This is a genomic window from Devosia sp., assembly GCF_036563435.1.
In the GTDB taxonomy this organism is placed as follows: domain Bacteria; phylum Pseudomonadota; class Alphaproteobacteria; order Rhizobiales; family Devosiaceae; genus Devosia.
In genome coordinates, this window is sequence record NZ_DATCMJ010000014.1 from 226,549 (window position 1) to 243,371 (window position 16,823).

The 16,823-nt window shown below is 63.6% G+C and carries 16 protein-coding genes; 5 read left to right on the forward strand and 11 right to left on the reverse strand.

Translation table 11 applies throughout. The features are described from left to right. Window positions 1-12: 12 nt before the first annotated feature. From VIL88_RS09355 to VIL88_RS09365, 3 genes are all read right to left on the reverse strand, one after another. A complete protein-coding gene (locus VIL88_RS09355) occupies window positions 13-465 on the reverse strand; it encodes a cyclic nucleotide-binding domain-containing protein (protein WP_331988063.1) in 453 nt (150 codons plus the stop codon). 96 nt (window positions 466-561) lie between these two features. Continuing rightward, complete coding sequence (locus VIL88_RS09360; RefSeq protein ID WP_331988065.1) at window positions 562-1,245, reverse strand: response regulator transcription factor; 684 nt, start codon at window positions 1,243-1,245, stop codon at window positions 562-564. Window positions 1,246-1,382: 137 nt separating this feature from the next. Further along, the gene (locus VIL88_RS09365; RefSeq protein ID WP_331988067.1) at window positions 1,383-2,063 is read right to left on the reverse strand and encodes a YggS family pyridoxal phosphate-dependent enzyme; all 681 of its coding nucleotides are present in this window, start codon (window positions 2,061-2,063) and stop codon (window positions 1,383-1,385) included. A 129-nt stretch (window positions 2,064-2,192) separates the two neighbouring features. Here VIL88_RS09365 and leuS point away from each other — a divergent pair, with 129 nt between their 5' ends. The 3 genes from leuS to holA are packed head-to-tail and all read left to right on the forward strand — an operon-like array spanning window position 2,193 to window position 6,314. Beyond that, window positions 2,193-4,799 carry a leucine--tRNA ligase gene (leuS, locus tag VIL88_RS09370; protein ID WP_331988069.1) on the forward strand — a complete coding sequence of 869 codons (2,607 nt, stop codon included), beginning with the start codon at window positions 2,193-2,195 and terminating at the stop codon, window positions 4,797-4,799. Beyond that, entirely contained in the window at window positions 4,786-5,292 is a 507-nt protein-coding gene (locus VIL88_RS09375) for a hypothetical protein (protein ID WP_331988072.1), read from the forward strand. The genes leuS and VIL88_RS09375 overlap by 14 nt, the downstream gene beginning before the upstream one ends. Then, the gene (holA, locus tag VIL88_RS09380) at window positions 5,292-6,314 is read left to right on the forward strand and encodes a DNA polymerase III subunit delta (RefSeq protein WP_331988074.1); all 1,023 of its coding nucleotides are present in this window, start codon (window positions 5,292-5,294) and stop codon (window positions 6,312-6,314) included. Before VIL88_RS09375 ends, holA begins: the two co-directional genes overlap by 1 nt. On the opposite strand, the gene VIL88_RS09385 is transcribed toward holA, so the two are convergent. From VIL88_RS09385 to hemE, 8 genes are all read right to left on the reverse strand, one after another. Next, window positions 6,315-7,187 (reverse strand): ParB/RepB/Spo0J family partition protein, encoded by an 873-nt coding sequence (locus VIL88_RS09385; RefSeq protein WP_331988076.1) that lies wholly within the window; start codon window positions 7,185-7,187, stop codon window positions 6,315-6,317. A gap of 9 nt (window positions 7,188-7,196) precedes the next feature. Then, window positions 7,197-7,997 (reverse strand): ParA family protein, encoded by an 801-nt coding sequence (locus tag VIL88_RS09390; RefSeq protein ID WP_331988078.1) that lies wholly within the window; start codon window positions 7,995-7,997, stop codon window positions 7,197-7,199. A 24-nt stretch (window positions 7,998-8,021) separates the two neighbouring features. Beyond that, a complete protein-coding gene (gene rsmG, locus VIL88_RS09395; protein ID WP_331988080.1) occupies window positions 8,022-8,669 on the reverse strand; it encodes a 16S rRNA (guanine(527)-N(7))-methyltransferase RsmG in 648 nt (215 codons plus the stop codon). Continuing rightward, the gene (mnmG, locus tag VIL88_RS09400; RefSeq protein WP_331988082.1) at window positions 8,669-10,531 is read right to left on the reverse strand and encodes a tRNA uridine-5-carboxymethylaminomethyl(34) synthesis enzyme MnmG; all 1,863 of its coding nucleotides are present in this window, start codon (window positions 10,529-10,531) and stop codon (window positions 8,669-8,671) included. The genes rsmG and mnmG overlap by 1 nt, the downstream gene beginning before the upstream one ends. An 82-nt stretch (window positions 10,532-10,613) precedes the next feature. Then, on the reverse strand, window positions 10,614-11,900 hold the full coding sequence (gene mnmE, locus VIL88_RS09405; protein WP_331988084.1) for a tRNA uridine-5-carboxymethylaminomethyl(34) synthesis GTPase MnmE: 1,287 nt from the start codon (window positions 11,898-11,900) through the stop codon (window positions 10,614-10,616). Window positions 11,901-11,951: 51 nt separating this feature from the next. Continuing rightward, complete coding sequence (gene rho / locus VIL88_RS09410) at window positions 11,952-13,217, reverse strand: transcription termination factor Rho (RefSeq protein WP_331988086.1); 1,266 nt, start codon at window positions 13,215-13,217, stop codon at window positions 11,952-11,954. Window positions 13,218-13,480: 263 nt separating this feature from the next. Next, window positions 13,481-13,903, reverse strand: a complete 423-nt coding sequence (gene hemJ / locus VIL88_RS09415) for a protoporphyrinogen oxidase HemJ (protein WP_331988088.1) — start codon at window positions 13,901-13,903, stop codon at window positions 13,481-13,483. 30 nt (window positions 13,904-13,933) lie between these two features. Next, window positions 13,934-14,962 carry a uroporphyrinogen decarboxylase gene (gene hemE / locus VIL88_RS09420; protein WP_331988090.1) on the reverse strand — a complete coding sequence of 343 codons (1,029 nt, stop codon included), beginning with the start codon at window positions 14,960-14,962 and terminating at the stop codon, window positions 13,934-13,936. Between the two features lie 440 nt (window positions 14,963-15,402). Here hemE and VIL88_RS09425 point away from each other — a divergent pair, with 440 nt between their 5' ends. Both VIL88_RS09425 and VIL88_RS09430 read left to right on the forward strand, forming a co-directional pair. Next, a complete protein-coding gene (locus VIL88_RS09425; RefSeq protein WP_331988092.1) occupies window positions 15,403-15,996 on the forward strand; it encodes a Maf family protein in 594 nt (197 codons plus the stop codon). Continuing rightward, window positions 15,993-16,823, forward strand: coding sequence for a shikimate dehydrogenase (locus VIL88_RS09430; protein WP_331988094.1), 831 nt, complete (start codon window positions 15,993-15,995; stop codon window positions 16,821-16,823). The genes VIL88_RS09425 and VIL88_RS09430 overlap by 4 nt, the downstream gene beginning before the upstream one ends.

Consider the following 16,823-nt stretch of genomic DNA (forward strand, 5'->3'; position numbering starts at 1 on the left):
ACGCCCCACTCGTTACTCGCCCTTCATGCGGCGGCGGATGGGTTCGAGGGCGCCGAGATAGTTGCCAAGGTCGCGCTCGATCCGGGCGACGGCGCGTTGCGCCAGGTCAGGGGATTGCTGCACGAGCTTGAGGAAGGCCGAGCGGGGCACGAACAGCGTGTCGCATTCGGTGACGGCGGAAACCGTGACGGGCCGCGGCTTGCTGAGGATCAGCGCCATGGCCGAAACGACACTGCCGGGGGTGGAGATGGCCGAGGGCTTGCCACCGCCATCGGGGAGCGACTTCAGCGTGCCCGAGATCAGGACAAAGGCGCCCTGCGGCACGTCGCCGGACTTGTAGAGCACTTCATCGGGCGCAAAACGGCGCAGGTCGCCGGCAAAGGCGAGCATGCCGCGCTGCTGGTCGTCGCAGATGTCGAAGAATTCGGCCTTTGCCAGCGCCTCGGCCGCTTCGTCCATAATCATTGTGGCAATCCGGATGCCTCGAAACCCGCAAGGGTGTTACACCCTATAGGGCATATTCGGGCGCTTTGTACCAGATTTTGCGACAGGGATCCGGCTTTACGGCACCAGGCGATAGCCGCCATCCTCGGTGACGAGGAGACGGGCATTGGACGGGTCGCGCTCGATCTTCTGCCGCAGCCGGTAGATATGGGTTTCAAGCGTGTGGGTGGTGACGCGGTTGTTGTAGCCCCATACCTCCTTGAGGAGGATGTCGCGGGTGATGGTCTTGGGGCCCTGCCGGTAGAGGAACTTGAGAATAGACGTTTCCTTGTCGGTCAGGCGGACCTTGTTGCCGTCATTGGCCTCGAGCAGCTTGGCCGAGGGCTGGAAGCTATAGGGGCCGATGGTGAAGACCACATCCTCGCTCTGATCGTGCTGGCGCAGGGCGGCATTGATGCGCGCCAGGAGCACCGGGAAGCGGAAAGGCTTGGTAAGGTAGTCGTTGGCGCCTGATTCGAGCCCCTGGATCTGGTCGGCATCGCTGTCATGGCCCGTCAGCATCAAGATGGGGCTCTTGAAGCCCTCCGAGCGCAGGACCTTGACCGCCTCGCGGCCATCCATGTCGGGCAGGCCCACATCGAGGATCATCAGGTCGACATTGTTGGCGCGCGTCGCCTTGAGCGCATCGTTGGCGCTGCCCGCCTCGATGATCTCGAACTCGGGATGGGTTTCCAGCTGCTCGACCAGGGTCTGGCGCAGATCAGCGTCGTCGTCCACCAGGAGGATGCGTCGCTTGTTCATTGTTGTCTCCAGTCCTTTCGCGGCACGGGCCGCGCCACCCGATGCGCCTGGTTTGGGGCCATGCCGCCATGTCGCTGAAGCAACGACGGTTTGCGCCGGAAGTTGCACCAAGCCGCCGCGTCGCGTGGAAATACTGATCAGGCGGGGGTGTTTGGCGGCCGATAACCGAACAGCGCCGAGCCGACACGCACAAAGCTGGCTCCCATGGCGATAGCCGTTTCGAAATCGCCGCTCATGCCCATGGAGAGGTGTTCCACCTTCGCCTCCCGGCCTAGAGCCACCATCTGCGCAAAATAGGGCCCCGGCGGCACGCCGTCTGGCGGGATGCACATCAGCCCGGAGACCGAGAGCCCATGTTCGGTGCGGCAGCGCTCGACAAAGGCTGCGGCTTCGACCGGCTCGATGCCGGCTTTTTGCGGCTCGAGGCCGATATTAATCTGGACAAAGCAGGGCAGCATCCGCCCTGCCCGCTGCATCTCGCTGCTGAGCACCGCCGCCAGCTTGTCGCGATCAACGGTTTCGATGACGTCGAACAGCGCCACGGCCTCACGGGCCTTGTTGGTCTGCAGCGGCCCGATCAGGTGGAGCGACAGGTCAGGATAACGCTCGCGCAAAGCCGGCCACTTCTCCTTGGCCTCCTGCACGCGGTTTTCGCCGAAGACGCGCTGCCCCGCCTGAAGGAATGGCTCGATCGCTTCGGTGCCAAAGGTCTTGGACACGGCGACCAGTTCCACCCGCTCTGGCGGCGGGCCGAAGCGGCGCTGCGCGGCGGCGATCCGCCCCTTGATTTCGGCAAGTCGCTCTGCGGCGGCGTCCATGCTTTCGCCCTGTTGCTGTTGACCTTGGCGGGGATTTCTGGTGATGGTCCGGTAGCCAAAATCCCCCATAAACGCAAGCTGTGCGCCGCCTTGGCGCCGCTTGGCGGCAAATCACCCAAGGACGAAACAGTGAGCGGCGAACGCTACAATCCGCGCGAAATGGAACCCCGGTGGCAAAAGGTCTGGGACGAGAACCAGAGCTTTGTGAGCCGCAACGATGATCCGCGCGAGCCCTACTATGTCCTCGAGATGTTCCCCTACCCTTCGGGACGCATTCATATGGGCCATGTGCGCAACTATGCCATGGGCGATGTCGTGGCCCGCTACCAGCGCGCCCGGGGCAAGAACGTGCTCCATCCCATGGGCTGGGACGCCTTTGGCCTGCCCGCGGAAAATGCGGCGATCGAACGCAAGACCCATCCCGGCACCTGGACTCGGCAGAACATCGCCGCCATGAAAGCGCAGCTCAAGTCGATGGGCCTGGCCATCGACTGGACGCGCGAAATCGCCACGTGCGAGCCCGAATATTACCAGCACCAGCAGTCGATGTTCATCGACATGATGGAAGCCGGTCTCGTCACGCGAAAGCAGAGCAAGGTCAATTGGGACCCGGTCGACATGACCGTGCTGGCCAACGAGCAGGTGGTCGACGGCCGCGGCTGGCGCTCCGGTGCCGTGGTGGAACAGCGCGAACTGACGCAGTGGTTCTTCAAGATTTCCGACATGGCCGAAGAGCTGCTGGCCGGTCTGGACGGGCTGACCGAATGGCCGGAAAAGGTGCGCGTCATGCAGCGCAACTGGATCGGCAAGTCGCAGGGGCTGGCCTTCGACTTCGGCGTCAATGGCGCGCCGCAGGGTTTTGAACGGCTGCCGGTCTATACCACCCGCCCCGACACCATGCGCGGTCCGACCTTTGCCGCCATCGCCGCCGACCACCCGCTGGCCAAGGCCCTGGCCGAAGGCAATGCGGAAATCGCCGCCTTTAACAAGCTCTGCCAGCAGACCGGCACGTCGGCCGAAGCGCTGGAAACGGCGGAAAAGCTTGGCTTCGACACCGGGCTGAAGGTAACGCACCCGGCCGATCCCAACTGGGAGCTGCCGCTCTTTATCGCCAACTTCGTTCTCATGGATTATGGTACCGGCGCCATCATCGGCTGCCCCGCGCATGACCAGCGCGACCTCGACTTCGCCCGCAAATACGGCCTGCCGGTGATCGACGTCTACAAGCCGCTCGACAGCGACGAGGGTGTCGCCGACGAGGCCTATTCGCCCCCCAAGACACAGACGGTGCGCTATGTGCAGTGGTTTGGCGAAACGGGTGCCGAGCTGACCGTCCAGGAAGCCATGGACCAGACGCTGGCGCTGTTTGAGGCCAATGGCTGGGGTCGCGCACAGACGCAGTACCGCCTGCGCGACTGGGGCGTGTCGCGCCAGCGCTATTGGGGTTGCCCCATTCCTGTGATCCATTGCGAGGTCTGCGGCACCATTCCCGTGCCCAAGAAGGACCTGCCCGTCGTGCTGCCCGAGGACGTGAGTTTCGACAAGCCCGGCAATGCACTCGACCACCACCCCACCTGGAAGCGCATCAACTGCCCGCAATGTGGCGGCGCGGCGCGGCGTGAAACCGACACCATGGATACATTTGTCGATTCGTCCTGGTACTATACCCGCTTCACCGCGCCCGATGCCGCGACGCCGACCATTCCGGACGTCGCCAATCGCTGGCTGCCGGTGGACCAGTATATCGGGGGCGTGGAGCACGCCATTCTGCACCTCCTCTACTCGCGCTATTTCACCCGCGCCATGAAGGCCACCGGCCACGTGTCCCATGAAGAGCCGTTCAAGGGCCTCTTCACCCAGGGCATGGTGACGCACGAGACCTACAAGGCGCCCACCGGCGAATGGGTGGCGCCGGCCGACATCCTGATCGAGACCACGGGCGACACGCGCACCGCCAGGCATATCCAGTCGGGGCAGCCGATCACCATCGGCTCCATCGAAAAGATGAGCAAGAGTAAGAAGAACGTGGTCGATCCCGACGAGATCGTCGCCACCTATGGCGCCGACACCGCGCGCTGGTTCATGCTTTCGGACTCGCCGCCGGAACGCGACGTGCAGTGGACCGAAGCGGGCGTCGAGGGCGCCAGCCGCTTCCAGCAGCGCGTCTGGCGCCTGGTGGGCGAGACGGCGGAGCTGCTCAAGCAGGGCGATGGCGCCAGTGGCACGGACGATGCCGAGGCGCTGGCCGTGCGCAAGGCGGTGCATCGCGCCGTCCACAATGTCGGTGCCGATATCGAGGGCCTGCGCTTCAACCGCGCCGTGGCGCAGATCTATGAGCTGACCAATACGCTGGTACGCGCCGCAGGCCTCGTTTCGGCAGCGCCGGCGCAGCGTCTTGCAGCGCTTGCCGAGGGCGTGGAGCGGCTGATCCAGCTCATCGCACCCATGATGCCCCACCTGGCCGAAACCTGCTGGGAAGCGCTCGGCAAGAGCGGGCTCGTGGCTGATGCGCCCTGGCCGGCGGTGGACGCTGCCCTCCTCGTCGACGACACCGTCACAATGCCCATCCAGGTCAATGGCAAGCGGCGCGGCGAGATCACCGTCTCCAAGGGCATGGAGGCCAAGGCCGTGGAGGCGCTGGTCTTGTCAATGGACGAGATTGCCCGCATGCTGGACGGCAAGTCGCCCAAAAAGATCGTCATCGTTCCGGACAGGATTGTGAATGTCGTGGTCTAGAAGCTCGCGCGCCATCATCCTTGCCGCCCTTCTCCTGGGCACAGGCGCCGCCCTCGGCGCCTGTAGCTTCCAGCCGGTCTATGGCGGCGCGCGCGCGGCCCAGACAAACCTGGCGCTCAACTACAGCAAGCCTAACAGCCGGCTTGAGCAGATCATCTATCAGGAACTGGCGCTCCGCCTGGGCAACTCCGACCTACCCTCGGCGCAGGTAGCGACGGTGTCGGTCGCCTCGGGCGGCAGCGGCGTCACCACCATGACGGCCAAGCCCGGTGCGGTGGACAATGTGGACGTCTCTTTGACAGCCACGCTGACCATTGCGCAGCCGGGTGCCACCACGCCGCCGCTGGTGCTGACACGGACAGCCACGGCGCAATACACCACCAGCAACCAGGTGCTCGCCAACACCGAGGCCGCAATCGAAGCCAGCGAACGCGCGGCCAGGGCCGTGGCCGAATCGCTCCGCCTGGCGGTGCTGGCAGCGCTCAGCCGGTAATGACGGCACTGAAGGCCCATGAAGTAGCGCGCTTTCTGGCGCGCCCCGATCTCGATGCCGGCATATTCCTTGCCTATGGCCCCGACGCCGGCCTGGTGCGCGAAACCGCGCAGCGGCTGATCCGCAAGCTCAGCGGCGATGATCCCGATTATGCCAGCGTCGTGACGCTGGACGGCTCGGAAGTGGACGCCGATCCCTCGATCCTCGCCGTGGAAGCCAAGACCATTTCCCTGTTCGGCGGCAAGCGCATCGTGCGGGTGCGTGGCGCCGGCAAGTCGCTGGTCATGCCGCTGAGCGAACTGCGCGACAATCCGGCGGGTGCCGCCATCGTGCTGGAAGCGGGCAATCTCACGCCCAAGGATGCGCTCAGGGCACTGGTGGAGGCGGCCAAGCTCGGCCGGGCCCTGCCCTGCTTCCCCGACAGCGATGAAACCCTCCAGGCGCTGATCAGCGAGAGCTTCAACAAGCAGGGCATTCGCGTCGACAGCGATGTGGTGACGACGCTGCGCGAAATTCTGGGCAATGACCGCGAGATCACCCGGCGCGAGCTCGAAAAGCTGACGCTTTACGCCGCCGCAAGCAAGGTGCTGACGCGCGAGGATGTGCTGCTCCTGTGCGCCGACAACGGCATGCTGGTGATCGACGCCATCCTCGATGCCGCGGGCAGCGGTCATGCCGAACGGCTGGAACTGGCGCTCAACCGCGCCCTGTCATCGGCCGTGGACCCGCAGCGCCTCCTGGCCATGGCGACGATCCACTTCGCCAACCTGCGGCGCTGGCGCACTGAAGTGGATGCCGGCAAGAGCCCGCGCCAGGTGCTGGAGGGCCTCCGCCCCAGGCCGCATTTTTCACGCGCTTCCACGTTGGAACAGCAACTGCGCCTCTGGTCCGACATGGCCCTCGCCGCTGCCTCCGAACGTATCCTCAACGCCACGGCTGAAAGCCGCCGCCGCCCGGCCCTGGCCGAAGCGACGCTGCGCCGGGCGCTGCTCGCCATCTGCATGATGGCGGCGGCGCACTAACTAATTAGCGTAGCCGGTGAGCTTGACGCAGATGCCGTCGAGCTGTTCCAGCGTCTTGTAGCGGATTTCGAGGCGCCCGCCGCGTTCGCTATGGGCGAGCGAAACCGAAAGCCCCAGGGCATCGGACAGGCGGCGCTCCAGCGCCACCGTGTCGGCATCGCGCATGGCCGGCTCGGCTGCCTTTTTCTTGACCGGCAGGTCGCGTTGCTGGCTGAGCGCTTCCGCTTCACGCACGGAAAGGCCGCCCGAAACGATCTGGCGCGCCAGCTGCGCGGGGTCTTCGGCAGTGATCAGGGTGCGGGCATGGCCGGCGGTCAGCGAGCCGCTGGCCACCATGCTGCGCACGTCTTCGGGTAGCTTGAGCAGGCGCAGCGTATTGGCGACATGCGAGCGGCTCTTGCCGATCACCTGCGCCAGATCCTGCTGCGTATAGTCGAACTGCTCGATCAGCTGGCCATAACCCATGGCTTCTTCGAGCGGGTTGAGATCGGCGCGCTGCACGTTCTCGATGATGGCGAGCTCAAGCGCTTCCTTGTCATCGACATCGCGCACGATGACCGGCACTTCGTGAAGCCCGGCCCGCTGTGCGGCGCGCCAGCGGCGCTCGCCGGCGATCAGCTCGAACATGTTGGGATCGTCGCTCGGGCGCACGAGCAGCGGCTGCATCACGCCCTTTTCGCGGATTGAATTGGTCAGGTCCTCGAGCTGCTCCTCATCGAAGCTCCGGCGCGGATTGGCGCGGTTGGCCATGATGAACTCGACGGGGAGCTTCTTGACGCCGCCCGATTCGGTGACGCGGGCGCCCTCGACGGTTGCCATGTCACCGATCAGCGCGGCCAGACCGCGGCCAAGTCGTGTGGGCTTGTCGTTCATCAACAACTCCTATGCCGCCGCGTTGAGCTGGCGCTCACGGCGGATAACTTCGGTGGCAAGCCGCAGATAGGCCTGGCTGCCGGCGCATTTGAGATCGTAGAGCAGCGCCGGCTTGCCATAGGACGGCGCCTCGCTCAGCCGGACATTGCGGGGAATGACGGTATCATAGACCAGCTCGCCCATTTCGCTGCGCACGTCCGCCAGCACCTGTTCGCTGAGATTGTTGCGCTTGTCGAACATGGTCATCACCACGCCCTGAATCGAGAGGTTAGGGTTGAGAGTCGAGCGGATCTGTTCGATGGTCTGCAGCAGCTGGCTGAGGCCCTCAAGAGCAAAGAACTCGCACTGCAGCGGCACCAGTACGGCATCGGCCGCTACCAGCGAGTTGACGGTCAGGAGGTTCAGCGAAGGCGGGCAGTCGATCAGGATATAGCTGACCGGCTTCTCGTTGATGGTCAGCTCATGCAGCTGCTTGAAGGCATTGCGCAGCTTGAAGGCGCGGTCCCCCTGCCCTGCAATGGTCAGCTCCACACCGAGCAGGTCCATGGTCGAGGGTACGATGGCGACGTTGGGCACCGAGGTCATGATGGCCGATTCGGCGACCGTCGCCTCGCCGACAAGGAGGTCATAGGACGACACTTCGCGATCGGTGCGCGAAATGCCGAGGCCCGTGGAGGCATTGCCCTGCGGATCGAGGTCCACGATAAGGACGCGCTCACCAATGGCCGCCAGGGCCGTGGCAAGGTTGATCGCGGTGGTGGTTTTGCCGACGCCACCCTTTTGGTTGGCCAGGGTCAAGATTCGGGGCAAGGCTTCGCCTCCAGCTAGTCGCCGCTAACGCGCTGATTTCTCACGCAAATTCGTGAGCGTGAGCAGGACACCGCTTGCGTCGGTATCACTGTTCTTAACTACCACGTCAAAGTCCCAACGCGTAGCGCTTTCCCGCAGTTCTTCAACATGTTCCCGTCCCTTATGCAAAATCGCTCGGGTGTGGGGCGCGAAAAACGGCTTCATCCAGGCACATAGTTGCGGCAGCGACGCCAGGGCTCGGGAGGTAATCACGTCCGGCGCTGGTGTTTCACGTGAATCAACCTGATCGCTGCGCGCACCTTCAACAGTGACCAGCAACCCCAGTTCGCGCGCGACGGTCCGTAGGAAACTGACCTTGCGACCGTTCGGCTCGATCAGCGTGAAGTGTGCTGGTGAACCCTTGAGTGCAATGGCCAACGGCAGCGCGGGAAAGCCGCCGCCGCTACCCAGATCGATGAATGACTGGTCGCCGGGTCCGAGCAGACTGAGCACCTGCAGGCTATCGGCAAAGTGACGCGACCACAGATCTGGCAGTGTTTCACGTGAAACAAGATTCTGCACCGGCTGCCACTTGTGCAGCAACTGAGCATAGGATTCCAGATCGGCGACGACGGCGTCAACCGGGCGGGCAAAGTCGTTGGCGTAGCGCGCGACAGCGGAATGGTCGGCCATCAGCTCGCCTTGCCGAACTCGCCGCGACGGATCACCGCAAGGATCAGCGTCAGCGCCGCCGGAGTCATGCCGTCCATCGCCTGCGCCTGGGCAATGGTCTGCGGGCGGTAGGCACTGAGCTTTTGCCGCAGTTCCATGGAGAGGCCGGGGATCGTCTGGTAGTCCAGGGCGTCCGGAATGGCCTTGTGCTCATCCCGGCGAACTGCCTCGATGTCGTCCCTCTGCCGATCAAGGTAGACGGCGTACTGAGCGTCAACCACCAGCTGCTCCAGGATCGGGGCTTCAAGAGCGCCGACCTCTGGCCACAGCTTGCTGATTTCTTGCGGAGCGACGTTGGGATAGGACAGCAGATCGAAGGCCGAGCGGGCCTTGCCATCCTCGTTCACGGCAATGCCGGCCTTCCGTGCAGCGCTTGGCGTGGTGACCAGGCTGTGCAGCAGGGTACGGCCGGCAGTCAGCGCCGCGGCCTTGTCGCTGAACAACTCGCGGCGCTCCTCGCCGACAAGACCGTGCGCCATGCCGAGCGGCGTCAGCCGCTGGTCTGCATTGTCTGCGCGCAGGTGCAGCCGGAACTCGGCGCGTGAGGTAAACATGCGGTATGGCTCGGACACGCCACGCGTGACGAGGTCGTCCACCATCACGCCGAGATAGCTTTCGGTGCGGGAAAGGATCAGCGGGTCTTGTCCAGAGGCCGCAAGTGCAGCGTTGGCGCCCGCCAGCAGCCCCTGCGCGCCCGCTTCCTCGTAGCCGGTGGTACCGTTGATCTGGCCAGCCAGGTAGAGGCCGGGTTGCCGCTTCACCTCGAGCGTCGGCCGCAGCTCGCGTGGATCGACATAGTCGTATTCGATGGCGTAACCAGGACGAATGATCCTGACATTTTCGAGCCCCGGCATGGAGCGGAGGAAGGCCTCCTGCACATCGGCGGGCAACGAGGTCGACAGGCCGTTCGGGTAAATGGTCTGATCATCCAGCCCTTCCGGCTCAAGGAAGATCTGGTGGCTGTCGCGATCGGCAAAGCGCACGACCTTGTCTTCGATGGAAGGGCAGTAGCGCGGGCCACGGCTCTGGATGCGGCCCGAATACATGGCGGAGCGATGAAGATTGTCGCTGATGATGCGGTGCGTTCCCGCCGTGGTGCGGGTGATGTGGCAGGAGACCTGCGGCGTGGTGATCGCACGCGTCAGCGCGGAGAACGCCTCCGGCGGATTGTCGCCCGGCTGTTCTTCGAGGCCGGAAAAATCAACGCTGGTCGCGTCGAGGCGCGCGGGCGTTCCGGTCTTCAAGCGCCCAAGCTGCAGCCCGAGCTGCTCAAGACGTATTGAGAGCCCCAGCACCGGCTTCTCGCCCAAGCGGCCGGCGGGCGTTGTCTCCTCGCCGCGATGGATCAGGCCGCGCAGAAAGGTGCCGGTGGTGAGGACAACGGCTTTGGTACCGATGCGGCGGCCGTCCAGGAGACGCACGCCGACGACGGCGCCATTCTCCACCTCAAGGTCGTCCACCTCACCTTCGATGACGTCGAGATTTGGCTGGTAAGTGATGGCATCCTGCATGGCCTGCCGGTAGAGCTTACGGTCTGCTTGGGCGCGCGGACCACGAACTGCCGGACCCTTGCGGCGGTTAAGGACGCGAAACTGGATGCCAGCCTGGTCGGCAACTCGGCCCATTAGACCATCCAGAGCGTCGATCTCGCGGACCAGATGACCCTTGCCCAACCCACCAATGGCGGGATTGCAGCTCATTTCGCCGATGGTGGCGAAGCGATGGGTTACCAGCGCGGTAGCAACCCCAATGCGCGCCGCGGCGGCCGCGGCTTCAGTGCCGGCATGGCCACCGCCCACAACGATAACAGCATAGTCGGTCATGATGTCAGCTCCAGGCGGGCTGTGTAGGGCAATGTTTCACGTGAATCAATTCACGGGTAGGTGGCTCGACGTTTCACGTGAATCATTTTCCGATGCAGAAGCTCGCAAACAGGCGGTCAAGCACGCGCTCGGCATCGAGCCGACCGACAAGACGCTCCAGTACTTGCGAGGCGATTCTCAGGCTTTCCGCTGCCAGTTCAGGCGAAGCAAGATGTGCCTCTGCCCGCGCCACAGCCTCTATTGCGCCTTGGAGCGCTGCGCGATCCCGTTCCCGGCTCAGCAGGGAGGGTTCGCCCTGCATCAGGTCGGTACCCTGCTCCTTAAGGAGCGCCATCAGTTGGCCAATACCCTCGCCTGTCTGGGCTGAGAGGCGGAGGTCAGCATCCGCAGTCGCCTCCAAGTCGGCCTTCGTGGCGATCCTGATGGCACCCGGTGGCGGCGCTTCCGCACTTTCGACATCGGGCGCCTGGAGCCAGAGGACGATATCGGACTGCTCAATAGCTGTACGGGCCCGGCGAACACCTTCGGCTTCAGCCTTGCTGTCAGTCTCGCGCAGGCCGGCCAGATCGAGGAGGATGAAGAGTTGCCCGTCCAGATCGAGCGGCACCTCGCGGACGTCGCGGGTCGTGCCGGCTTCATCGGTGACGATGGCGATATCGGATTTTGCGAGTGCATTGAGCAGACTGGACTTGCCTGCATTGGGCGCGCCGGCGAGAGCCACACGGATGCCTTCGCGGACTAGCCGTCCATGCTCAACAGAAGCCAGGGCGGCATCCAGGTCTTGCTTGAGGAGAGACAGATCCGCAGCAAAGCTTTGAGGAAGCGCCTCGTCCACATCGCCTTCATCGGAAAAGTCGAGCCGTGCTTCGATCTCGGCGCGGAGGTCTAGCAGTTGGTGGCGCCAGTCGTCGATACGTTGCGTCAGCCCGCCCTCGAACCGTGCCAGCGCCTGGCGGCGCTGGTTCTCGGTTTCGGCCTCAAGCAGGTCGCCAAGACCTTCAACTTCGACGAGGTCGAGCTTGCCGTTCTCGAAGGCGCGCCGGGTGAATTCACCGGCTTCGGCCAGGCGAGCGCCCTGCTGGACGAGGAGCTTCAGGATTGCCCGGACGCCAGCGGGAGAACCGTGCACCTGCAGCTCAGCGCAATCCTCGCCGGTGAAGCTGCGGGGCGCGGGAAACCATGCGACGAGGCCACGGTCGAGCGCGGAATCGATGCCAATCTGACGGAGGGTCAGGAGCCGCGGCTCCGGAAGGACGCCGGTCACAGCCTGAAGAATGTCCCGGGTCTTCGGACCGGAGAGCCGGATAACGGCTACGCCTGATGGCGGTGCGCCCGAGGACAGGGCGACAATGGTATCGCCTGACCGCATGGATCAGGCGACAAAAGCCGGCCGGAACTGGTGCGTCGGGCCGGCCATGACTCAGGTATTCATCGAGTCGAAGAAGTCTGAATTGGTCTTGGTCTGGCGGACCTTGTCCATCAGGAATTCCATGGCATCGATCGTCCCCATCGGGTTGAGGATACGGCGCAGGACATACATCTTCTTGAGAATATCGGGCTCGACCAGCAGCTCTTCCTTGCGGGTGCCGGACTTGGTGATGTCGAGCGCGGGGAAGATGCGCTTGTCGGCGACCTTGCGGTCGAGGATGATTTCGGAGTTGCCGGTGCCCTTGAACTCTTCGAAAATCACCTCGTCCATGCGCGATCCGGTATCGATCAGCGCGGTCGAGATGATGGTCAGCGAGCCGCCATCTTCGATATTGCGGGCGGCACCGAAGAAGCGCTTGGGGCGTTGAAGGGCATTGGCGTCCACGCCACCGGTAAGCACTTTGCCCGAGCTCGGCACCACAGTGTTGTAGGCGCGGCCGAGGCGCGTAATGGAGTCGAGGAGAATGACCACGTCGCGCTTGTGCTCGACCAGGCGCTTGGCCTTTTCGATCACCATTTCGGCGACCTGCACGTGGCGCGATGCCGGTTCGTCAAAGGTAGAGGAGATCACCTCGCCGCGCACCGAGCGCTGCATGTCGGTCACTTCTTCCGGGCGCTCGTCGATGAGGAGGACGATCAGGTAGCATTCGGGGTGATTGGTCGCGATCGACTGTGCAATATTTTGCAACAGTACCGTTTTACCAGTACGAGGCGGAGCAACGATCAGGGCGCGCTGGCCCTTGCCAAGGGGCGCCACCAGGTCGAGCAGACGGGCAGAACGATCCTTGAGCGTCGGATCCGGAAGTTCCATCCGCAGGCGCTCTTCGGGATAGAGCGGGGTCAGGTTGTCGAAGTTGACCTTGTGGCGAACCGCCTCGGGATCTTCGAAGTTGATGGTGTTTACTTTAAGCAGCGCGAAGTAGCGCTCGCCATCCTTGGGAGACCGGATCTGGCCTTCGACCGTATCGCCGGTCCTCAGACCAAAGCGACGTATCTGCGAGGGGCTGACATAGATGTCGTCCGGACCGGGCAGGTAGTTGGCGTCGGGCGAGCGCAGGAAGCCGAAGCCATCGGGCAGGACCTCGACCACGCCCTCGCCGGTAATGTCGACCTCCTGGGCCGCCAGTTCCTTGAGGATGGCAAACATCAATTCCTGTTTGCGCATGGTCGAAGCGTTTTCGACCGCGTGTTCTTCAGCGAACACCAGGAGTTCGGCCGGGGATTTGGCCTTGAGCTCGCTGAGCTTCATATTCTGCATGTAGCGGGAAACCCTATTGGGAAACTTTGATCGTCGTGGAAGGCGATAATTTGGGAGGGGTAGGCACCGCGCGGCGACCGGGGAGGTCAGCCAGAGATTGGGATGCGTTAAAGCCCATGTAACCCGATCCCGCGCCGGATTCAAGACTTCGATCCGGCGCCACGCGCAAAATCGCTGCAGCGGCGCGATTTTAGGTGAGAAGGCCATGAGGGCTGAGCCCGAATGGCTGTCTCAGCTCCCGGATTCACGTGAAACCGTGGTGCTCAGAAGGGTTTGACCACGACCAGAATGACGATGAGGATCATCAGCACGGTCGGCACTTCGTTGATGATGCGGAAGAACTTCTGCGGCTTTGTGTTCCTGTCCTCGGCAAAGAGGCGCGTATGTTTGGCCAGAATGCCATGACAGGCGGTAAGCAGCAGGACCAGCGCGATCTTGGCATGGAGCCAACCGTCGGACAGGCTGGCATAGCCCCCGACCACCAGCCAGATGCCGAAGATATAGGTGGCGATCATCGCCGGATTGATGATCGCCTTGAGGAGCCGCCGCTCCATGACCTTGAAGGTTTCCGACTGCGCCGAGCCGATCTCGGCCACCGAATGGTAGACGAACAGCCGCGGCAGATAGAGCATGCCCGCCATCCAGGCGATCACCGAGATGATATGCAGCGCCTTGACCCATTGCATGGGACCAACTCCTCAACAGTTGCGGCTGAACTAGCCATTCTTGATCCGCCTGACCAGTTGCTCGACATGCGCGATCGGGGTTTCCGGAACGATGCCATGGCCGAGATTGAAGATATGCGGCCGGTCGGCAAAGGCGGACACGATGGCGTCGATCCGCCGGTCGAGCTGTTCACCCCCCGCCACCAGGCGCAGGGGATCGAGATTGCCCTGAACCGGAAGCTGCGCCGGCAGGTGCTGGGCGGCAAAATCGAGCGGCGTGGCATAGTCGAGGCCCAGGGCGTTGACCCCGGTCCCTGCGGCATAGCGCGCAAGGTTGCCGGCCGCGCCGCGCGGAAAGCCGATGATCGGCGCGTTGGGAATTCGTGCCCGAACACCCTCGACGATGCGGCGATTGGGCTCGATCACTTGGGCAGCAAAGGCCTCGTCATCGAGGTTAAGCGCCCAGCTTTCAAACAGTTGCACCACATCGGCACCGGCCTGGAACTGGGCGACCAGGTACTCGATGCTGGTTTGGACCAGCACATCGATGAGCCTCGCGAAAGCCTCGGGGTGGCGCAGGGCAAAGAGGCGCGCCGCGGCTTGGTCCGACGAACCGCGGCCGCCGATCATATAGGTCGCAACCGTCCAGGGAGAGCCGCAAAAGCCGATCAGCGTCTTTTCGGCGGGCAGGGCCGCACGCAGGCGACGCACCGTTTCAAGCACCGGCGCCAGGTGATCGAGCGGCGCCCTCTCCTTCCCAAGCCCGGCGATGGTTTCCACCGTCACCGGCTCAAGGATCGGCCCCTCGCCCTGTTCGAAGCGCACGCTTTGTCCCAGGGCATCGGGAATGACCAGGATGTCGGAGAACAGGATTGCCGCGTCGAGATCGAACCGGCGCAGGGGCTGCAGCGTTACTTCGGTCGCCAGATCCGGCGAATAGCACAGATCAAGAAAGTTCTTCGCCCTGGTTCTGATCTCCCGGTACTCGGGAAGATAGCGGCCCGCCTGGCGCATGATCCAGACGGGTGGCCGGGCCTGCTTCTCGCCCAGAACGGTTGCCAAGAGAGGCTTGTGGGTCACGTCCTTCTTCCCTTCCAAACCCCTAAAGAGTCTTTCTTACTTCGTATCAGTATTATCATTGCGGTGTTTTGAGCCAATTCACGACCGTCCACAATGACCTCGTCGGCGGCAGAAGGGCGCAGCCAGAGGTAAACGAGAGGTTAATGCCTGCTGTGGACGACGTCCGGCAGCCGCTGACCCGAAATAGTTAACGCGGCGTTAACGCGCCGACTCCCGAGTCAACGATTCGAATCGGCATGTGCAAAAGCGCTTGGTGCAGCAAGATCGCCCACCAAGGGTTTTCCCCAGAGCTATCCCAAGGGCCCGCAGCCGCCTTGCCGGAGTCGAGCTGTTAATCTTTTGCTAACCAAGTCGAACAAGTCGGCGCCTCGGCCAAAGTCATGAGTCATTGTCACAAGCCGGGCTTGAGCTGGGGATGACAGTGTGGAAAACATGGGCCCATGTTGATCCTTGCCAGCCAAAGCACCACGCGCAAAGCCTTGCTCCAGCAGGCCGGATTGCGCTTTTCCGCCGAACCCGCCGTGCTCGACGAACGCCAGCTCGAAGAGGCGAGTCTTGCGGCCGGCGGCGATGGCCGCGACGTCGCCCTGCTCCTCGCCCAGCGCAAGGCCATGGCCGTTTCCGCACTCCATCCCGACGCCTGGGTGATCGGTGCCGACCAGACGCTGAGCCTGGGCACCGTGCTTTTGCACAAGCCCCTGTCGCGCCAGGACGCAGAGGCGCAGCTCGACCAGTTGCGCGGCAAGACCCATCGCCTCCATGCCGGCGTGGCGCTGGCCCGCGGTGGTGAGCTCATATGGTCCGACCTTCAGAGTGCCGAGCTCACCATGCGCGCCTTTACCGAAGCCGAGCGCGACGACGTGCTCGACCGCGAGGGCAACGACATCCTGAGCTCTGTGGGTGCCTACCGCCTGGAGGGCCCCTCCATCCGCTTGTTCGAAACGGTGACGGGCGACTATTTCACCATTCTGGGCCTGCCAGTGCTGCCCCTCCTCGCCGCCTTGCGCAGTTTTGCCCCCGAGACGCTTCAGTGACCACGAAGGCCTTTGTGATCGGTCATCCGATCAACCATTCCCGCTCCCCGCTGATCCACGGCACCTGGCTCAAGGAGCATGGCATCGATGGCAGCTACGAGGCGGTCGATGTGGCGCCGGGTGAGCTCCCGGCCTTTTTCGAGCGGCTCCGGCGGGGAGAGTTTGCCGGCGGCAATGTCACCATCCCGCACAAGGAGGCAGTGTTCGCGCTGTGCGACGCGGTCGATCCGCTGGCGCAAACCATTGGCGCGGTGAATACGCTGGTGGTCGAGAACGGCCGGGTGCTCGGACGCAACAGCGACTATCTGGGTTTTCTGGGCAATCTCGACGCCGAGGCGCCCGGTTGGCCGGAACAGCTTGAAGAAGCTTTGGTGATCGGGGCCGGCGGCGCCGCACGGGCCGTGCTGGTGGCGCTGCGCGAACGGGGTGTTGGCTGCATCCATGTGCTCAATCGCACCCTGGGCAATGCCGAAGCGATGGTCAGCCAGATCGAGGGCCCGTTCGAAGCGCATGGCTTTGACGCCTTTCCCGCCTTGGCCGCGAGGGCGGGCCTTGTGGTCAATACCAGTTCGGTGGGCATGCATGGCGGTCGCTTCGACTGGCTGGACATGGGGCTGCTGCCCCAAACGGCGCTTGTGACCGATATCGTCTATACCCCACTCCAGACGCCACTGCTGATCGATGCGGCGCGCTATGGCTTGAAGACCGTGGACGGCCTGGGCATGCTGCTGCATCAGGCGGTTCCGGGGTTCGAGGCTTGGTTTGGTGTCAAGCCAAGTGTCAGGCCCGCCCTGCGCCAGTGCATCGAAGCGACGCTGGATCACTAG

What these genes read in the sequence shown, in the direction of transcription:
- mnmG (WP_331988082.1), bottom strand. Translation starts at nt 10,531, where the DNA reads ATGACCGACTATGCTGTTATCGTTGTGGGCGGTGGCCATGCCGGCACT.
- VIL88_RS09360 (WP_331988065.1), bottom strand. Translation starts at nt 1,245, where the DNA reads ATGAACAAGCGACGCATCCTCCTGGTGGACGACGACGCTGATCTGCGC.
- rsmG (WP_331988080.1), bottom strand. Translation starts at nt 8,669, where the DNA reads ATGGCCGACCATTCCGCTGTCGCGCGCTACGCCAACGACTTTGCCCGC.
- holA (WP_331988074.1), top strand. Translation starts at nt 5,292, where the DNA reads ATGACGGCACTGAAGGCCCATGAAGTAGCGCGCTTTCTGGCGCGCCCC.
- hemJ (WP_331988088.1), bottom strand. Translation starts at nt 13,903, where the DNA reads ATGCAATGGGTCAAGGCGCTGCATATCATCTCGGTGATCGCCTGGATG.
- VIL88_RS09355 (WP_331988063.1), bottom strand. Translation starts at nt 465, where the DNA reads ATGATTATGGACGAAGCGGCCGAGGCGCTGGCAAAGGCCGAATTCTTC.
- VIL88_RS09375 (WP_331988072.1), top strand. Translation starts at nt 4,786, where the DNA reads ATGTCGTGGTCTAGAAGCTCGCGCGCCATCATCCTTGCCGCCCTTCTC.
- VIL88_RS09365 (WP_331988067.1), bottom strand. Translation starts at nt 2,063, where the DNA reads ATGGACGCCGCCGCAGAGCGACTTGCCGAAATCAAGGGGCGGATCGCC.
- VIL88_RS09385 (WP_331988076.1), bottom strand. Translation starts at nt 7,187, where the DNA reads ATGAACGACAAGCCCACACGACTTGGCCGCGGTCTGGCCGCGCTGATC.
- VIL88_RS09425 (WP_331988092.1), top strand. Translation starts at nt 15,403, where the DNA reads ATGTTGATCCTTGCCAGCCAAAGCACCACGCGCAAAGCCTTGCTCCAG.
- mnmE (WP_331988084.1), bottom strand. Translation starts at nt 11,900, where the DNA reads ATGCGGTCAGGCGATACCATTGTCGCCCTGTCCTCGGGCGCACCGCCA.
- rho (WP_331988086.1), bottom strand. Translation starts at nt 13,217, where the DNA reads ATGCAGAATATGAAGCTCAGCGAGCTCAAGGCCAAATCCCCGGCCGAA.